Origin of the sequence: Streptomyces sp. NPDC004284 (genome assembly GCF_042874035.1) — a bacterium.
Lineage (GTDB): Bacteria > Actinomycetota > Actinomycetes > Streptomycetales > Streptomycetaceae > Streptomyces.
Genome location: NZ_JBIAMJ010000003.1, coordinates 505,356 through 521,164, shown reverse-complemented (window position 1 = coordinate 521,164; position 15,809 = coordinate 505,356). Strand labels below are relative to the sequence as shown.

The following is a 15,809-nucleotide window of genomic DNA, read 5'->3' as shown; positions in this document are numbered from 1 at the left end:
CGCCCCTTCCCGGTCCTACCCTGAGAAGGACCCGGAAGAGGTGAGGGCCATGTCCGCACCCACGACCGACCGGATCGCGCGGGCGAGGAGCGCGGCGGCCCGCGAGTCCTGGGCCGAGGCGTACGGACTGCTGCGCGCCCACGACGCGCACCCCTCCCGCGCGCCGACCGCCGGCGACCTGATGATCCTGGCCGAAGCGGCCTGGTGGTCGGGGCACGTGGACGAGTCCGTCGCGGCCCGGCTGCGGGCCCACGCGGCGTACGTGGCGGGCGGCGACCACCGGGGCGCGGGGCTCGCCGCCTGGTGGCTCTCGTACGAGTACGAGGGCCTGGGGCGGCCCGCGGCGGCGGCCGGCTGGCTGCACCGGGCCCACCACCATCTGGACGACGAGCCGCCCTGCCCCGAGCAGTGCCTCCCCGCGTGGACCGACGCCGAGCAGGCGACGGCCGGCGGCGACCGCGCGGCCGCCCTCGCCGCGACCCGCCGGATGACCCGGCTCGCGCTCCGCTCCGGCAGCCCCGACCTGCTCGCCCTGAGCCGCCAGGCCGAGGCCTCGGTCCTCCTCGCGCACGGCCGCCGCGCCGAGGCCCTGGCGCTCCTGGACGAGGCGATGCGCGCGGTCGCGGCGGGCGAACTGACCGGCCTGTTCACGGGCCTGCTGTACGACCTGGTCCTGACCCGGTGCGGGGAGGCGGCGGAGTTCGGCCGCTCCGTGGAGTGGACGAACGCGGCGATGGAGTGGTGCGCGCCCCCGTGGACCGGCCGCCCGGCCGGTACGGGCCCCGTCCCCTCCGGCGAGAACCCCTTCCGGGGGGTGTGCCGGGCGCACCGGGTCCAGGTCCTCGACCTCCTCGGGGCGTGGGCGCTCGCGGAGGCGGAGGCGCGGCAGGCGTGCCGGGAGGTGCCGGTGGACCGCCTGGACGCGGCGGCCGCCGCGTACTGCGCCGCCGGGGACGTCCAACGGCGCCAGGGCCGCCTGGAGCAGGCCGCCGTCTCGTACGCGCACGCGCACGAGCTGGGCCGGATCCCGCAGCCGGGGCTCGCGCTGCTGCGGCTCGCGCAGGGCCGGGCCGAGGCGGCGGTGGCGGGCGTCGAGCTGGCGCTCGCCTGCCAGAGCGACCCCCGCCACGACCTCCTCGGCCGGGCCCGGCTCCTCTCGGCCCGTACGGAAGTGGCCCTCGCCGTCCACGACGCGCCGGGGGCGGCGGGCGCGGCCGCCGAACTGGAGGTCCTGGCCGGGGACGTACCGCTGCTCCGGGCGATGGCCGACTCGGCGCGGGGCGCGGTGGCGCTCGCGGAGGCCCGGCCCCGGCCCGCGCTGCGGCTGCTGCGCCGGGCGCTCGCCGGATGGCTGGAGCTGCGGGTGCCGTACGAGGCGGCGCGGGTGCGGACGCTGCTCGCGGCGGCCCGCCGGGCGGTGGGCGACGAGGCGACGGCCCGCCGGGAACTGGCCGCGGCGCGGGCGGTGTTCGAGCGGCTCGGGGCCGTACCGGTCTGAAAGGCCCAGGGGCGTCAGAGGACCAGGGCCGTGATCGAGAGGCCGCCCGTCAGGAAGAAGAAGCACGCGATCCAGCCGGCGCCCTTCATGAAGCCCTCCTGGGCCCTGCGCTCGGTGCGGACGGCCGCCCTCGTCCCCTGGTACACGCTCTTCACGTTCCGGGGGTGGTGGACGAGCGGGTACGTCTCGTCCACCACGTGGACCGGGTAGGCCGTCACGCCCGTGTCGTACCGGGCGGTCTCCCCGTTCAGCCCCGGGAACTCGTACCGGACGTGCGCGGTGCCCCTGTTGCCGAACGGCACCAGATGCACCAGACGCGCCTGGACCAGGACGCCCGTCTCGTCGAGCGCCTTCATCCGCTTCGCCTCCTGCCGCGAACCGGCCATCACCATCAGGCTGAAGACGCACGCCGGCACGGACACGACGGCGGCGCAGACGAGTACCACGTTCACCATGTTCACAGGGCGGACGGTACGGCAACGCAGGTCCTACCATCACCCCCATGTCGATCTCTTCGCCCATACCCGTCCTCCTGGGGGACGGGAACGCCGAACTCCGTTCCGAGGGCGAGGCGTTGCTGCTGCGCCGTCCTCGCGAGGAGGTGCGCATCCCGCTGGCGGCGATCGCGCGGATCCGCGCCGAAGGCCGTGACGTCACCGTCGAGTTGACGGCTCCGACCGGGGCCGAGGCGGTCTCGTACCGGATCGAGGACGTGAGCAGGGCCGCCGCCGGCGTCTTCGCGGACGCCGTGAACGGCGCGCTGCCGGACCGTGCCGGGGAGGAGCCGGTCGACGGCTCCGCCCTCGTCGTCGTCACCGCCCTCGGCGCCGCGGACGCGGAGGAGGGGGGCGAGGAGGAAGAGGAGAAGGTCGGAGCCGCCCTCACCCGGGTCCCCCTGGCGTTCGGCCTGCTGCTCGTCGCCTTCTCCGTGGCCGTCGGGGTCGCCGGGAAGGACCTGGACCGGGCGGTCGCGGTGCTGATGCTCGGCTTCGTCGCCGGGGGGTTCGGCTTCCTCGCCTGGCTGGCGCTGTGGACGGCGTGGGAGGACTGGTACCTGCCCCGCCACGGCATCACCGTGGAGGCGGACCCCGTCCTCATCGAGGGCCGGGGCACCTACGCGTACACGGACACCACCGGAAAGCTCCGTCCCGTCGGCGCCGGCGACAAGGCCAGGGGCGAGACCATCAGGATCGCCTACCACCCGCGCGAGCCGTCCAGGGCGACCCCCCTCAAGGGCGTGGGCTCCGTGGTCAAGACGCTGATCGGGGCGGTGTTCCTCCTCGTCCCCACGGCGCTCGCCTGCTGGGGCACGGTCGCCCTCGCGCTGCCCGCCTTCGGCTGACGGGCCCCGGCTAGGAGACGGTCCGGGCCGAGGCGAGGAGGCGGACGGTGTCCTCGGGGGCGAGCGCGAGCGCGTTCCCGACGGTTCCGAGGACCTCGGTCTCGGCCGGGCTGTAGGCGCCGTCCGCGAGGGCGATCCGGGCGGCCTGGAGCAGGATCGACTCCCGCCCGGCGGGGGCCAGGTGCGGGGTGAGCGGCTCCAGGGCCTCGTGGAGCTCGATCGCGAGGAGCGTGCCCTCGGGGTTCACCTCGGGCATGAAGCGCCCGGTGTCGGCCTCCAGGGCCTCGACGAGGTCGACGAGCTGGACGGCCGTGCACTCGGCGAAGCCGGCGGACCGGACCGCGCTGACGGCCCGGTCCAGGACCTCGCTGGAATCGGTGCCGCCGGCCGCGAGGACGGCCAGGGCGACGGTGTGCACGGCGTCCCGCAGCATCGCCGAGAAACGGCTCGTCGTCGGGTGGTCGAGCACCTCCGTACCGAAGTGCGCGTGACAGGCGGCGCACTCGACGACGGGGCCCGTACAGCCCCGGGGCAGGACGGGGACGCCCAGGACGGCGAACCTGCGGCGGCCGGTGCGCCGCCGGTAGTTGCGGTCGCCCCCGCACTCCTCGCAGAAGAACTCGCCGTCTCCGACGGTGCTCCAGGAGGTGCGGATTCCGCAGATGCCGAGTTTCCCACCACGTGAATTCCGGGCAGACCGCACACGCACCTCCTCAACGGCCCGGCTGCACTGCCGGCGTTGGCGTGATGTTAGCCACATCCTCGATGTGGCGTCAGCACCCCGTCAGGAGTTCGCCGCCTAGTTGGCCGAGACATGCCACCGCTCTCGCGCGCTCAGGAAGTGCGGCGACGGCGCTTCGCGAAGGCCAGGAAGCCTCCGCCGACGACGACGGCGGCCACGGCGGCTCCGATCACGCCCGGACCGATGGCCGAACCGGTCGTCGCGAGATCACCCTCCGGGGTGGCGGACGGAGCCGGGGCCGGGGCCGTGCCCGAGGGGGTCCCGTCGGGGGTCTCGCCCGGGGCGCCCGGGGTGGACGGCGACGCGGAGGGGGTCTCGGTGCCCTCCGGGGCGGTCGGCGTGCCCTCGGGCGCCGGGGTGGTGACCGACGGCTTGGGCGCGGGGGTGTCGGTCGGCTTGGGCGTCCCGGGGGTGACGACCGGGCCGGGGGTGGTCACCTCGGGGAGGCAGCCGGTGAAGTTCATCTGGTGGGTCTCGGCGCCGGGGACGGTGTCCAGCGACTCGGCGATCACGGAGCCGTTGATGTGGCCGGGGCCGTAGCCGCCCTTGCCGCCCATGCTGACGGCGGCGTTGGGCGCGAGGATCGCGCCGGGCCAGGCGGCGTAGTTCTTCTTGACGGTCTCGGCCTGCGGGAAGTTCCACAGCAGCTTGGAGCGGATGCTCTTGTGGCCGTCGGTGTGCTGGTCGTAGTCGTCCTGGACGTACGCGCCGCCCTCGGAGATCCAGACGCCCGAGGTGGGCTTGGCCTGCATGTCGTACGAGGTGCCGATGACGTTCACGAGGGTGGAGGAGCCGACCGGGACCTTGAGGTAGATCTCGCCGGCCTTCTCCAGGTCGGCGCTGCTCAGGGCGAAGACGTTCAGCTTCGCGTCGGTGCCGGTGAGGTAGAGGCTGCGCCCGTCGACGGCCGCCTCGCCGTTGGGCTGCACGCCCGCCCAGGCGGTGGAGCGCTTGCGGAGCTCGGTGAACTCCTTGCCGAAGTCGATCGGGGAGGGACCGGTCGCGACCTTGTCGCCGTCGACGTCGAAGCCGCCGCCCCGGGAGTTGTCGACGACCTTGCCGGCGACGCCGGAGCCCTTCACCAGGACCACGCCGTTGGCCTTGAGGGTGCCGCCGACGACGAGGCTGTGCCCGCCGGGCAGCTTGGCGAGGTCGGCGTCGGAGAGCTTGGAGCCGACGGAGAAGCCGGACAGGCCCGGCTCGCCGAGGGTGGCGTCGCCGCCGACCGCGACCGCGCCCTCGGAGTCCGCGTGGCGGACGGAGTCCTTCTCTATGAACTCGGCGTACAGGCCGGCCGTGCCGAGCGGTTGCGTCACGCACTCCGCGGGGGTGGCGGAAGCGGCGGGGGCCCAGGTGAGGGCGGCACCGGTCACCGCGAGGACGGCGGCCACGGCAGCGGTCGTACGCATGCGAAACTCCAGGTCAGGGAGGTACGGGGAGGGTGCGTGGGGGGAGTGTCCGAGCGGGACGAGCCGACCTTCCGCCATTCCCCGATGTGCCGTCAACTCACCTGATATGGCACCGATTCCGGCATGCCGGGGCGATCTTCCTTAAGCGAACCTGAACGAACCTCAAACCGTGACGCGGATCACACGCGCCGCTGCCCCGCACCCTCCGGGAGGAAGGGTGCGGGGCAGCGGACGGCGGGGGCGAAGGGGTCAGCGGGCGGAGCGGTTGACCGCCGAGATGACCGCCTTCAGGGAGGCGCGGGTCGTGTTGGCGTCGATGCCGATGCCCCACAGGACCTTGCCGTCGATGGCGCACTCGATGTACGAGGCGGCCTGCGCGGAGGCGCCCTCGCTCATCGTGTGCTCCTGGTAGTCCAGCAGGCGGGCGTCGACGCCGATGGACTGCAGCGCGGCGAAGAACGCGGAGATCGGACCGTTGCCGGAGCCCGTCAGGACGGTGTCGACGCCGTCCACGACCGCCTCGACGGTCAGCGTGTCCGTGCCGTCGGTGTCGGAGGTCGACTGGCCCGAACGCAGCTGGATGCGACCCCAGGCGTTGTTCGGGTTGGGCAGGTACTCGTCCTGGAAGACGGCCCAGATCGCGGCCGGGGTGACCTCGCCGCCCTCGGTGTCGGTCTTCTGCTGGATGATCTTCGAGAACTCGATCTGCATCCGGCGGGGCAGGTCCAGCTTGTGGTCGTTCTTCAGGACGTACGCGATGCCGCCCTTGCCGGACTGCGAGTTGACCCGGATGACGGCCTCGTAGGAGCGGCCGACGTCCTTCGGGTCGATCGGCAGGTACGGGACGGCCCACTCGATCTCGTCGACGGTCTTGCCCTGGGCGGCCGCGTCGGCCTCCATGGCGTCGAAGCCCTTCTTGATGGCGTCCTGGTGGGAGCCGGAGAAGGCCGTGTAGACCAGGTCGCCCGCGTAGGGGTGGCGCGGGTGGACCTCCATCTGGTTGCAGTACTCGGAGGTGCGGCGCACCTCGTCGATCTGCGAGAAGTCGATCTGCGGGTCGACGCCCTGCGAGAACAGGTTCATGCCCAGCGTCACCAGGTCGACGTTGCCGGTCCGCTCGCCCTGCCCGAACAGGCAGCCCTCGATGCGGTCGGCGCCGGCCATGATGGCCAGCTCGGCCGCCGCCACGGCCGTGCCGCGGTCGTTGTGCGGGTGGACGGACAGGCAGACGTGCGCACGGCGGGTCAGGTTCCGGGACATCCACTCGAAGCGGTCCGCGTGCGTGGACGGCGTCGAACGCTCCACGGTGGCGGGCAGGTTCAGGATGATCTCGCGGCCCGGGCCGGGCTGCCACACGTCACAGACCGCCTCGCAGACCTCCAGGGCGAAGTCCAGCTCGGTGTCGGTGAAGATCTCGGGGCTGTACTGGTAGCCGAAGGTGGTCTCCGGGCCCAGCAGCTTCTCCGCGTACTCCATCACCAGGCGGGTGCCGTCCACGGCGATCTGCTTGATCTGCTCCTTCGAGCCGCGGAAGACGACCCGGCGGAAGGTGGGCGCGGTGGCGTTGTACAGGTGGACCGTGGCGCGCTTGGCGCCGATCAGGGACTCCACGGTCCGCTCGATCAGGTCCTCGCGGGCCTGGGTCAGGACGGAGATGGTGACGTCGTCCGGGATCGCGCCCTCTTCGATGATGGAGCGCACGAACGCGAAGTCGGTCTCGCCGGAGGACGGGAAGCCGACCTCGATCTCCTTGTAGCCCATGCGTACGAGCAGGTCGAACATCTCGCGCTTGCGGGCCGGGGACATCGGGTCGATCAGCGCCTGGTTGCCGTCGCGCAGGTCGGTGGACAGCCAGCGGGGCGCCTTGGTGATGCGCTGCTCGGGCCACGTCCGGTCGGGGATGGTCACGGCCTCGTACCGGCCGTACTTGTGGATCGGCATCCCGGACGGCTGCTGCGTGTGGGTCGCGTTGGTGACGGGCGTCGGGCGGCTGACGAAAGGCGACTGGGACATTGCGTGGGGCTCCTCGGGTCCGGCAAGAACGGGGGTCCCCCCTGCTCGAGCGAAGCCGAGAGCTTGGGGGAGGCCGACTTTCGACGCAACACCGAAACCCGCGGGGAGGGGGTCGGCCTACGACTACAGGCCCTCGCCGCGGCAGCTAAGGAGAAGCAGCCCGAAACGCATGATGTGCGTCACCATAGCCCAGGTCCGGGAGTGCCGGACGCTCCGTTTCAGTATGCGGGACGGCGCCCGCGTCAATCCCCAAAGGTGACCCATCACTCCATTTCGCCAATCCTCGTCTCAGCTCGTGACAGTGGCATCACTCAGTGCCACATTGCTGACATGACTCCCCACACTCCCGTCTTCTGCACCGTCGTCCCGCCCCACGTCCTCGACAAGCTGGCCCAGGAAGGCAACGAAGCCGCCCGCCGCACCCTGGAGCACGACGGCGCCCTGCGGACCCGCCGCCGCGTCACCGGGCTGCGGGGCCTGACCGCCTCGGCGCCCACGGACTCCGAGAAGCCGAAGCGCACGATCTACGACGCCGGGCACGGCACCACGCTGCCGGGGCGGAAGGTCCGCGCCGAGGGTGACGGCCCCTCCTCCGACGCCACCGTGAACCGCGCCCACACGGGCCTCGGCGCCACCTTCGACCTCTTCCGGAAGGTCTACGGACGCGACTCGATGGACGGGGCCGGCCTGCCCCTCATCGGCACCGTCCACTACGACGAGAAGTACAACAACGCCTTCTGGGACGGCGAGCAGATGGTGTTCGGCGACGGCGACGGCGAGGTCTTCCTCGACTTCACGATCCCGGTGGACGTCATCGGCCACGAACTGACCCACGGCTTCACCCAGTACACGGCGGGCCTGGAGTACTACGGCCAGTCGGGCGCGCTCAACGAGTCCGTCTCCGACGTCTTCGGCTCGCTCGTGAAGCAGTACGCCCTCGGGCAGACCGCCGAGCAGGCCGACTGGCTGATCGGCCAAGGGCTGCTCGGCCCGGACGTGACCGGCGTGGCACTGCGCTCGATGAAGGAGCCGGGCACGGCGTACGACGACGACGTCCTCGGCAAGGACCCGCAGCCCGCGACGATGGACCACTACGTCCGCACCAGCCGCGACAACGGCGGGGTCCACATCAACTCGGGCATCCCCAACCACGCCTTCTACCTCGCGGCGACCGAGCTGGGCGGCAACGCCTGGGAGCGGACCGGGCAGATCTGGTTCGACGTGATGACGGGCGGCGCCCTGGCCCCGGACACCGACTTCGCCGACTTCGCCCGGGCCACGGCCGCGGCGGCGAAGGCCCGGTACGGCGACGGGGCGGAGATCCAGGCCGTCGTCAAGGCCTGGTCGACCGTGGGCGTACCCACCGACTGATCCCGGCTGGTAGACAGGACCCATGCGGATTCGAGTGCGGCGCACGGGCGGTTTCGCGGGCATCGAGCGGTCGGCGGAGGTGGAGGTCTCGGGACCCGAATGGGAGTCCCTGACCTCCGCCGTCCTCGCGGACGGGGACGGCGGCGACGGCCGGGGCGTGCCGGACGGCTTCTCGTACGAGATCGACATCGACGGCCGCACGGTCCGCTGCCGCGACCCGCGCCTCACGGACGCGCAGAGGACCCTCGTCACGAGGGTCCTCAAGGAAGGCGCCTGAACCGTCCCTCCGGGGTCACGCTCCGGTCCGCCGCAATGCGGCCTCGCGCAGCTCCCTGACCTGGGTGGCCTTGGCCCATGTGGTCTTCGGCAGCCGGGCCTGGACGCGCTCCTGGGCCGTGCGCGTGGCCTCGGCGAGGGCTCCGCGGTCCTGGCAGAGCGCGTCGTGCTTCGCGAGTTCCTGCTCGCGCCGGCCCGTCCGCAGCAGGGCCGGGCGGTCGTCCCGGTCCTGGGCCACCGCCTGCTGGATGAGGCCCCTGGCCTCCTGGAGCGTGGTGACCTTCTCGCCCTGCTCCTTCATGCAGGCCGCCCACGTCCGCTGGGCGGCCAGGAACTCGGGGGCGGCGGCGACCCGGGCGACGACCTGGGTGCTCGCTCCGGTGGCGTCGATCTCCGCCTGCTCCCACGCGCCGCCGTACACCTCGCGGCGGGCCAGGTACACGCAGCCGTCGGTGTTGACGCGCAGGGAGGGCGCGCCGTCGGTCGTCAGGGTGATCTGCTTCTTCCCGGTGCCGATGAGCGCCTGCTGCCAGGCCGTGCGCCGGGGCTCGGGCAGCCGTGCGAGGGCGGGCGCGTTGGGGTCTGTGGGGCGGCCGGCGAGGGCGGTGGAGGCGAGGCTGTAGCCGTCGTCCCTGGCCGCGTCCTCCGTGAGCAGCCCGTACGGGTTGACGGAGACGTACCGGGCGGCCGGCATCGGCTCGTACGCGAAGCCGCGCCCGCGCATGCACGCCTCGACGGCTCGTTCCTCGGCCTCGTGCAGCGCCCCGGCCTGTCGCTCGGCGACGGCGGTGGCCCCGTCCAGGGGGACGGGGAGGCTGCTCGCGTCCCGGTGGGCGGGTGCCGAGGAGCACCCGCCCACTGCCAGCAGGCACAGGACGAACAAGGCTGCTGGTCGCAGGTTCACGGCATCAGCACCAGTAGTTCGACGCGATGTTCTTGTAGTACGGGGTGCCGGAGAGGTCGCCCAGGCCGTACCCGCGCGGGATGTTCATCGAGGAACCGCTGTAGCCCGTGCCGCTGTAGACGCGGACGCTGCACTGGGTGCCCGAGTTCGACACGGAGACCGCGTTGTCGAACTTGTTGTACTGGAGCAGGTTGGTGTTGTTGCCGTAGACCGTGCCCGGGGTGCCCTGGTAGTCCGTGTAGAGGTAGGCGCAGAGGGCGCCCGACGGGCATGCGTCGGCGGACGCCGACGAGGCGGAGAGGCCGGCGCCGAGCCCGGCCGCGGCGATCACGGCCACACTCGCGATCAGCTTCTTCAGCATGTGGTTCTTCCTCCCGTTTCCGGCCGGTGGTGGTTCCACCGCCCGGAAGAGGACGCTAGCCAGCCTCCCCCCGCCGGGGCATTCGCACAGCGTGCCCAGTGGTTACCCCTGCGTGCCCGCGCCGGTACGCCCCCGGCGGCAGCCCGTACGCGGCGCGGAAGGCCCGGCTGAAGACGGCGGGCTGCGGGAACCCCCAGCGCGCGCCGATGGCGTGCACGGTGAGGTGGCCGAGGTGCGGGGCGGCCAGATCGCGCCGGCAGTGTTCGAGGCGCTGCGTGCGGATGAACTCGGCGACCGAGGTGTTGTGGTGCCCGAAGAGCCGGTGCAGGGCGCGTACGGACATCTGGTGCGCCGAGGCGACGGTGGGGGGCGTCAGGTCCTCGGAGGCCAGATGGGCGCGGATGAACGAGGCGATCCGCAGGAACAGGGCGCGCTGCCGGGAGTCGTCCGGGAGGGCCTGGTCCCGGTCGAGGTGGTGGGCGAGCACCGCGCCCGCCAGTTCGAGGGCGGTGGTCCGGAGCCTGTCCGTGTCCTGCGGGGTGCAGTGCGCCGCCTCCTCGCCCAGGCCGGTGAGGAAGCGCGCGAACAGCCGGCCCACGCCCTGCCGGGCGGAGAGCGGCTCGGCGAGGAGCCGGGAGACCTGGGCGTCGCGGAACGGCAGCAGCCGCTTGGGGACGTGCAGGACGACCGAGCCCGCCGGGGAGCCCTCGCCGGCGGCCCGGGCCTCGCACGGGTGCGCCCCGTCGTACAGCACCATCTCGCCCCGGCCCAGCGACACCCTCCGGCCGTCCTGCTCCCACTCCTGCCGCCCGCCCGTGATCAGCGCGAGCCCGTACCGTCCCGGACTCCGCCGCCAGGCCAGGGACCCTCCGGCGAGCACGGAGAGCTCGACGCCCTCCCCCAGGGCCACGGCCCCGGCCGGTGTCGCGTCACTGTCGAAGACCGCTTCCATGTTTTCCCCCGTGTCCGGCCGACCGGCCTTTCCCGAACATGTCGGGAGGGATGCTCGCGCCGGGGGGCACGGGGGAACAACGCGGCACACCGTCCCGGGGAGGGGCCGGGCGTCCCGAGTCGTACCGGGTCACGGACGGGACACCCGGAGGATTCCTCCTTGCCGGAGGGTTCCTCTCAGAAGCCGAGCTTCCTCAGCCGCTTCGGGACCCCTTTTCCACTGCCGTCCTCGCACCACTCGGCCCCAGGGGGCCTCACGGGCTTCGGGCGGCTGCGCCGGCCTCCGGCCGGACGGTGGAGGGCTCCGGCTAGAAGCCGAGCTTCCTCAGCTGCTTGGGGTCGCGCTGCCAGTCCTTCGCGACCTTCACGTGGAGGTCGAGGAAGACGGGGGTGCCGAGGAGGGCCTCGATGTGCTTGCGGGACTTCATGCCGACCTCCTTGAGGCGGCTGCCCTTGGGGCCGATGATGATGCCCTTCTGGCTGGGGCGCTCGATGTACACGTTCGCGTGGATGTCGAGCAGCGGCCGGTCCGCCGGGCGGTTCTCGCGCGGGATCATCTCCTCGACGACCACCGCGATGGAGTGCGGCAGCTCGTCCCGTACGCCTTCGAGCGCGGCCTCGCGGATCAGCTCCGCGACCATGACCTGCTCCGGCTCGTCCGTGAGGTCGCCCTCCGGGTAGAGCGGCGGGGACTGCGGGAGGAGCGGGATCAGCAGGTCGGCGACGAGCTGGACCTGCTTGTCGCCGACGGCGGAGACGGGCACGATCTCGGCCCACTCGATGCCGAGCTCCCGGCCGAGCTGGTCGATGGCGATCAGCTGCTCGGCGAGGGTCTTGGAGTCGACCAGGTCGGTCTTGGTGACGATGGCGACCTTGGGGGTCTTCTTGATCTCGGCGAGCTCCTTGGCGATGAAGCGGTCGCCGGGGCCGAGCTTCTGGTCGGCGGGCAGGCAGAAGCCGATGACGTCGACCTCGGCCCAGGTGGTGCGCACGACGTCGTTGAGCCGCTCGCCGAGGAGGGTGCGCGGCTTGTGGAGGCCGGGGGTGTCGACCAGGATCAGCTGCGCGTCCGGGCGGTGCACGATGCCGCGGACGGTGTGCCGGGTGGTCTGCGGCCGGTTCGAGGTGATGGCCACCTTCTGGCCGACCAGAGCGTTCGTGAGGGTGGACTTGCCCGCGTTGGGGCGGCCGACGAAGCAGGCGAAGCCGGCCCGGTGGACGGCTTCGGTTTCTTGGTTGCGAGCGCTCATGGGGGCCATTGTCCCCGATGAGCGCCCGCGTCACGCACTCAGTGCCCGGCGGCGGCGTATCCGCAGGCCGTAGAGCCCGGCCGCGCCGCCCACGACGAGGACCGAGGCCGCCAGCCAGGGCAGGGCCAGGAAGGACACGGCGCCGGTCTCCTTCACGCCCTTCGCGGTGGCGGTGAGGGTGACGTCGCCCCAGTCGAACTGCGGGGAGCCGGTCCAGCGCTCGGTGAGCCGGATCTTCTGCCGGGGCAGCAGCTCGGCCGGGACCTTGGCCAGGTCGCGGTCGAGGAGGGTGCGGCCGAAGAGGCCCTCGGCCCTGAGGACGACCTTGGGGTTGAGGGTGACGTTGCCCCGGTTGGTCAGGGTGTACGAGACGAGGGCGCTGCTCGTGCGGGTGCCGGGGACCAGCGGCCGGTCCTGGTCGAGGGTGACGTCCTCGACGGCGAGGGCGGGGACGGTCGGGCCGTTGACCCTCAGGTAGACGCGGGCGCCGACCGCGCGCTGGACGCCGACGGCGACGGAGCCCTTCCCGCCGGGGGCGATCCGCTCGTCGAGGGCGACGAGGGCGCCGGGGTGGTCGCCGGGGTCGGCGTCGGCGGGGACGGTCAGGGTGTAGGGGACGGTGACGGCGGAGCGGGGCGGGACGGTGATCCGGGTCCGCTCGGGTCTGATCCAGGCGCCCGCGCCGGTCTGCTTCTCCTTCTGGGTGCGGACGGCGAAGCCGCCGTCCCGGTCGGTGTTGTAGGCGTCGGCGCCGTACAGCCGGAAGGTGAGCGGGGCGGCCGTCTTGTTGGCGACGGTGACCCTGTCGGTGAGCGTGGTGCCGGGGTCGGCGGAGAGGTAGAAGTACGGGCGGCCGCCGAGCTTGGAGGCGGCCGGGTAGACGGCCCACTCGCCGTTCTCGGCGGCCCGGGCGCCCGGCGCGGGGCCGAGCAGCACGAGGAGCGTGGTCAGGGTGCTCAGGAGGAGGACGTACGGCTTCGTGCGCACGGGTGCGGACCCCCGGGGTGCGGATCGGAGACGGGTGCGGAGAGGAGCGGGCCGGCCGGGTGCGCGCCCGGCCCGCGGGGCGGTCAGGACAGGGTCAGCGTGAGCACGCCCGCGTACGAGCCGGGCGCGGTGAACGCCGGGACGTCGAGGGAGAGCTGCGCGTCGACGGTGAACTCGCCGCCCGTGAGGGTGCCGTTCGGGGTGGAGGCGAGGGTCGCGCCGCCGCTGCCGACCGGTCCCGCCGAGCCGGCGGCGCAGGTGCTGGGGCTGCCGGCCTTGGCGGTGCAGGCGGGCGTCCAGGAGAGGTTCCCGGCGCCGATGGCTCCGCCGGGGCCGGTGAAGTCGGTGACCTTGCCGGTCAGGGACCAGCCGGCGGGGCCGCCGCGGAAGTCCTTGACGGTCACCGTCTGGAGCGCGCCGGTGGCCGCGCCGCCCGCGCCGAAGTCGACGGAGGACAGCTGGACGGCGTCCCCGGCCTGGGTCATCGACAGCTCACCCGCGTTGACGGCCGCGGTGATCGTCTGGCTGTTCGGCGGAGCCGGGACGATGACCTTGTACGCGGCGGGTCCGGCGCCCTTGTCCGGGTCCCAGGCCGTGCCCTCGTACGCCACGATCCCGGTGGTCGCCGGGTCGTTGACCTTCAGGCGCGCGGCGAAGCCGCCCTCGCTGTCGGTCGTGACGGTCATCTTGTCGGCGGTCTCCGCCGCTCCGGCGCGGCCGACGACGGTCACCTCGGTGAGCGGGGTGAACTTGGAGCCGGTGACGGTCACCCGGACGCCGGGGTCGCCGGAGGCGTTGTCGAGCTGGAGCGCGCGGGTGTTGGGGGCGGTCACGGGGCTCGCGACGACCGTCTCGGAGACCGGGGCGGGCGGGTTGAGCACCGTACAGGGGGTGTCCAGCTCCATGAGGTAGCTGGTGTGGATGTTGTAGTCGCCGGGCGCGAGGGTGATCGATCCGGCCTCGGTGGCGGTGAAGGTGCCCGTCATGGAGAAGGCCGGGAAGGAGCCCTTGCCGGGGACCGGCGGGTTCTTCTTGGGGCCGGTGACGGTGACCGTGCCGCTCTGGGCGCCGCCGAGGACCACCTTGCCGGTGGGCGTCATGATGTCGGCCGGGAGCGCGAGGTCGACGGGGTTGGACGCGGCGGGCTTGGTGATCGTGTAGGTCACGGTGACGGTCTCGCCGACCTTGGGGCTCGGCTTGTCGACCGTGATCTGGGCGGTGGTCGCGCCCTCGATCGGCGGGATCTGGGCGATCGGCGGCGGGACGCAGCGGGTCTGGAATTCCACCGCCTGGGAGGTGGTGGTCGCGCCGGCCGGTGCGGCGAACGCGCCTCCGGCGACCGCGAGGGCGGTGACGCCGAGGGCGGCGGTCCAGCGCCGTCTTCGGGTCGCCGCCCGGGATCGGTTGAGTGCCATGTGTGCCCCCTCCTGAGGGATGAGTGGGCGCCATTGACGGCCACGGGCGGAGAGAAGTCAACGCAATCGAGACACACCGACTGATGGCCCATCAGATACTGTCAAGATCCCGCCACTGGTGACGTTTCCGCAGGTCACAACCGTCGCGGGCGCGCGAGAGACCGGTGCCGCCCAGGGCGACACCGGTCCGGGTGGTGCGGGCTCAGCTGAAGACGAACGGGCCCGGTGACTGAGAGGTCACCGCGTCACAGTTCACCGTCACCCCGAAGATCACCATCTTGAGCGCGACCCCCGCGAAGTACGAGTTGAGACTGTCGCCCGAGGCCACGGTCCCGCTGAGCGGACCGATCTTGACGGACTGCCCGGCGGAGAGCGCCGGGTTCTTCTTCCCGGTGAAGACCCGGGTGCCGCCACCGCCCTTGGCCATCGTCAGGGTGGAGCTGATCGTGTCGGCGCCGACCGAGACCGGCGTCGTGATGGCCGACGTGAGGGTGATGGTCGCGGCGGTGCCGCTCTGCGTGGCCGTGAGGTTGGCGGTGCCGCTGCCCCAGGTGCCACAGTCGTACGTCGCTGTCGCCGAGCCCGGTGCGACGGCGCCGGCCGTCGGGGCGAAGGCGAGTCCGGCGGCGGCGAGCGCCCCGGTGAGTACCGCGACGGTCCCTAAGGTGCTTCTGTTTCTCATGGCGAGTTCGAACCCCTTCCGATGCCGAACGCAGGGGTGCGGGCACTGCGTGAAATGACGGAGATCTGACGGTCCGTCGGACGAACCGCTGTCATTGACGCGCAGACCGCCGGGGAAGGCAAGAGAAGATGCGGTGATCCTTCACAAACACACAAAGACAGCGGGGGTCCGGCGTCCCGCCGGACCCCCGCTGTCCTGTTCTCGCCGTAGCGCGCCCGCCGGCTCAGCCCGCCGTGACGGCCGCCCGCAGCTTCCCGTCCGGCCCCGCGAGCAGCACCGGCGTCTTCGCCCCGCCCAGGTCCCGTACCGCCGCACGGTCCTCGTCCGAGAGCGCCTCGGCGTTCGACACCACGGCCGCCGCCTCCAGCGACTCGGCCCCACTGGCCACCGCCATCGCGACCGCGGTCCGCAGCGCGCTCAACCTGAGCGACTCCAACTCCACGGTCCCGGCCACGTACGTGCGCCCCGTCTCGTCCCGCACGGCCGCCCCCTCGGGCACGCCGTTACGCGCACGGGCGCTCCGCGCAAGAGTGATGATCTTGAGGTCCTCGGCGCCGAGGTCGCCGTGCTCGCTGCTGAGTGTCATGGACCGAGCATAGGTCCGCGCC

At 72.6% G+C, this 15,809-nt stretch carries 16 protein-coding genes; 4 read left to right on the top strand and 12 right to left on the bottom strand.

Annotated features, from left to right (window positions below; genetic code table 11):
* Positions 1-49: 49 nt before the first annotated feature.
* A complete protein-coding gene (locus ACFYUS_RS11950) occupies positions 50-1,498 on the top strand; it encodes a LuxR family transcriptional regulator (protein ID WP_388848953.1) in 1,449 nt (482 codons plus the stop codon).
* A 14-nt stretch (positions 1,499-1,512) separates the two neighbouring features.
* Here ACFYUS_RS11950 and ACFYUS_RS11945 read toward each other — a convergent pair whose 3' ends face one another.
* Positions 1,513-1,953 carry a hypothetical protein gene (locus tag ACFYUS_RS11945; protein WP_388848950.1) on the bottom strand — a complete coding sequence of 147 codons (441 nt, stop codon included), beginning with the start codon at positions 1,951-1,953 and terminating at the stop codon, positions 1,513-1,515.
* Positions 1,954-2,000: 47 nt separating this feature from the next.
* Here ACFYUS_RS11945 and ACFYUS_RS11940 point away from each other — a divergent pair, with 47 nt between their 5' ends.
* Positions 2,001-2,840: a hypothetical protein gene (locus ACFYUS_RS11940; RefSeq protein ID WP_388848947.1), complete on the top strand. Its 840-nt coding sequence runs from the start codon at positions 2,001-2,003 to the stop codon at positions 2,838-2,840.
* Between the two features lie 10 nt (positions 2,841-2,850).
* Here ACFYUS_RS11940 and ACFYUS_RS11935 read toward each other — a convergent pair whose 3' ends face one another.
* From ACFYUS_RS11935 to leuA, 3 genes are all read right to left on the bottom strand, one after another.
* Positions 2,851-3,543, bottom strand: a complete 693-nt coding sequence (locus ACFYUS_RS11935) for a TerB family tellurite resistance protein (protein WP_388848944.1) — start codon at positions 3,541-3,543, stop codon at positions 2,851-2,853.
* A gap of 131 nt (positions 3,544-3,674) precedes the next feature.
* Entirely contained in the window at positions 3,675-4,991 is a 1,317-nt protein-coding gene (locus tag ACFYUS_RS11930; protein ID WP_388848941.1) for a choice-of-anchor A family protein, read from the bottom strand.
* Positions 4,992-5,240: 249 nt separating this feature from the next.
* A complete protein-coding gene (leuA, locus tag ACFYUS_RS11925) occupies positions 5,241-7,004 on the bottom strand; it encodes a 2-isopropylmalate synthase (RefSeq protein ID WP_388848938.1) in 1,764 nt (587 codons plus the stop codon).
* A gap of 330 nt (positions 7,005-7,334) precedes the next feature.
* On the opposite strand from leuA, the gene ACFYUS_RS11920 reads away from it, so the two are divergent.
* Both ACFYUS_RS11920 and ACFYUS_RS11915 read left to right on the top strand, forming a co-directional pair.
* Positions 7,335-8,375 carry a M4 family metallopeptidase gene (locus ACFYUS_RS11920; RefSeq protein WP_388848935.1) on the top strand — a complete coding sequence of 347 codons (1,041 nt, stop codon included), beginning with the start codon at positions 7,335-7,337 and terminating at the stop codon, positions 8,373-8,375.
* A gap of 22 nt (positions 8,376-8,397) precedes the next feature.
* The gene (locus ACFYUS_RS11915) at positions 8,398-8,652 is read left to right on the top strand and encodes a protealysin inhibitor emfourin (protein WP_388848932.1); all 255 of its coding nucleotides are present in this window, start codon (positions 8,398-8,400) and stop codon (positions 8,650-8,652) included.
* A gap of 15 nt (positions 8,653-8,667) precedes the next feature.
* Here ACFYUS_RS11915 and ACFYUS_RS11910 read toward each other — a convergent pair whose 3' ends face one another.
* From ACFYUS_RS11910 to ACFYUS_RS11875, 8 genes are all read right to left on the bottom strand, one after another.
* Positions 8,668-9,555 (bottom strand): hypothetical protein, encoded by an 888-nt coding sequence (locus ACFYUS_RS11910; protein WP_388848929.1) that lies wholly within the window; start codon positions 9,553-9,555, stop codon positions 8,668-8,670.
* Between the two features lie 4 nt (positions 9,556-9,559).
* Positions 9,560-9,916, bottom strand: a complete 357-nt coding sequence (locus tag ACFYUS_RS11905; protein ID WP_388848925.1) for a peptidase inhibitor family I36 protein — start codon at positions 9,914-9,916, stop codon at positions 9,560-9,562.
* Positions 9,917-9,971: 55 nt separating this feature from the next.
* On the bottom strand, positions 9,972-10,868 hold the full coding sequence (locus ACFYUS_RS11900; RefSeq protein ID WP_388848922.1) for a helix-turn-helix domain-containing protein: 897 nt from the start codon (positions 10,866-10,868) through the stop codon (positions 9,972-9,974).
* A 307-nt stretch (positions 10,869-11,175) separates the two neighbouring features.
* Entirely contained in the window at positions 11,176-12,126 is a 951-nt protein-coding gene (era, locus tag ACFYUS_RS11895; RefSeq protein ID WP_388848919.1) for a GTPase Era, read from the bottom strand.
* A gap of 21 nt (positions 12,127-12,147) precedes the next feature.
* Positions 12,148-13,104 (bottom strand): WxL protein peptidoglycan domain-containing protein, encoded by a 957-nt coding sequence (locus ACFYUS_RS11890; RefSeq protein ID WP_388848916.1) that lies wholly within the window; start codon positions 13,102-13,104, stop codon positions 12,148-12,150.
* Between the two features lie 83 nt (positions 13,105-13,187).
* Positions 13,188-14,519 carry a beta-xylosidase gene (locus ACFYUS_RS11885; protein WP_388848913.1) on the bottom strand — a complete coding sequence of 444 codons (1,332 nt, stop codon included), beginning with the start codon at positions 14,517-14,519 and terminating at the stop codon, positions 13,188-13,190.
* 202 nt (positions 14,520-14,721) lie between these two features.
* A complete protein-coding gene (locus ACFYUS_RS11880) occupies positions 14,722-15,201 on the bottom strand; it encodes a hypothetical protein (RefSeq protein WP_388848910.1) in 480 nt (159 codons plus the stop codon).
* A 223-nt stretch (positions 15,202-15,424) separates the two neighbouring features.
* Positions 15,425-15,787, bottom strand: coding sequence for a cytidine deaminase (locus tag ACFYUS_RS11875; RefSeq protein ID WP_388848907.1), 363 nt, complete (start codon positions 15,785-15,787; stop codon positions 15,425-15,427).
* Positions 15,788-15,809: the final 22 nt, after the last annotated feature.

Bases quoted from the DNA above. Each gene is read 5' to 3' on its own strand.
- ACFYUS_RS11950 (WP_388848953.1), top strand. From the start codon at position 50: ATGTCCGCACCCACGACCGACCGGATCGCGCGGGCGAGGAGCGCGGCG.
- ACFYUS_RS11945 (WP_388848950.1), bottom strand. From the start codon at position 1,953: ATGGTGAACGTGGTACTCGTCTGCGCCGCCGTCGTGTCCGTGCCGGCG.
- ACFYUS_RS11940 (WP_388848947.1), top strand. From the start codon at position 2,001: ATGTCGATCTCTTCGCCCATACCCGTCCTCCTGGGGGACGGGAACGCC.
- ACFYUS_RS11930 (WP_388848941.1), bottom strand. From the start codon at position 4,991: ATGCGTACGACCGCTGCCGTGGCCGCCGTCCTCGCGGTGACCGGTGCC.
- leuA (WP_388848938.1), bottom strand. From the start codon at position 7,004: ATGTCCCAGTCGCCTTTCGTCAGCCGCCCGACGCCCGTCACCAACGCG.
- ACFYUS_RS11920 (WP_388848935.1), top strand. From the start codon at position 7,335: ATGACTCCCCACACTCCCGTCTTCTGCACCGTCGTCCCGCCCCACGTC.
- ACFYUS_RS11915 (WP_388848932.1), top strand. From the start codon at position 8,398: ATGCGGATTCGAGTGCGGCGCACGGGCGGTTTCGCGGGCATCGAGCGG.
- ACFYUS_RS11905 (WP_388848925.1), bottom strand. From the start codon at position 9,916: ATGCTGAAGAAGCTGATCGCGAGTGTGGCCGTGATCGCCGCGGCCGGG.
- ACFYUS_RS11900 (WP_388848922.1), bottom strand. From the start codon at position 10,868: ATGGAAGCGGTCTTCGACAGTGACGCGACACCGGCCGGGGCCGTGGCC.
- era (WP_388848919.1), bottom strand. From the start codon at position 12,126: ATGGCCCCCATGAGCGCTCGCAACCAAGAAACCGAAGCCGTCCACCGG.
- ACFYUS_RS11885 (WP_388848913.1), bottom strand. From the start codon at position 14,519: ATGGCACTCAACCGATCCCGGGCGGCGACCCGAAGACGGCGCTGGACC.
- ACFYUS_RS11880 (WP_388848910.1), bottom strand. From the start codon at position 15,201: ATGAGAAACAGAAGCACCTTAGGGACCGTCGCGGTACTCACCGGGGCG.
- ACFYUS_RS11875 (WP_388848907.1), bottom strand. From the start codon at position 15,787: ATGACACTCAGCAGCGAGCACGGCGACCTCGGCGCCGAGGACCTCAAG.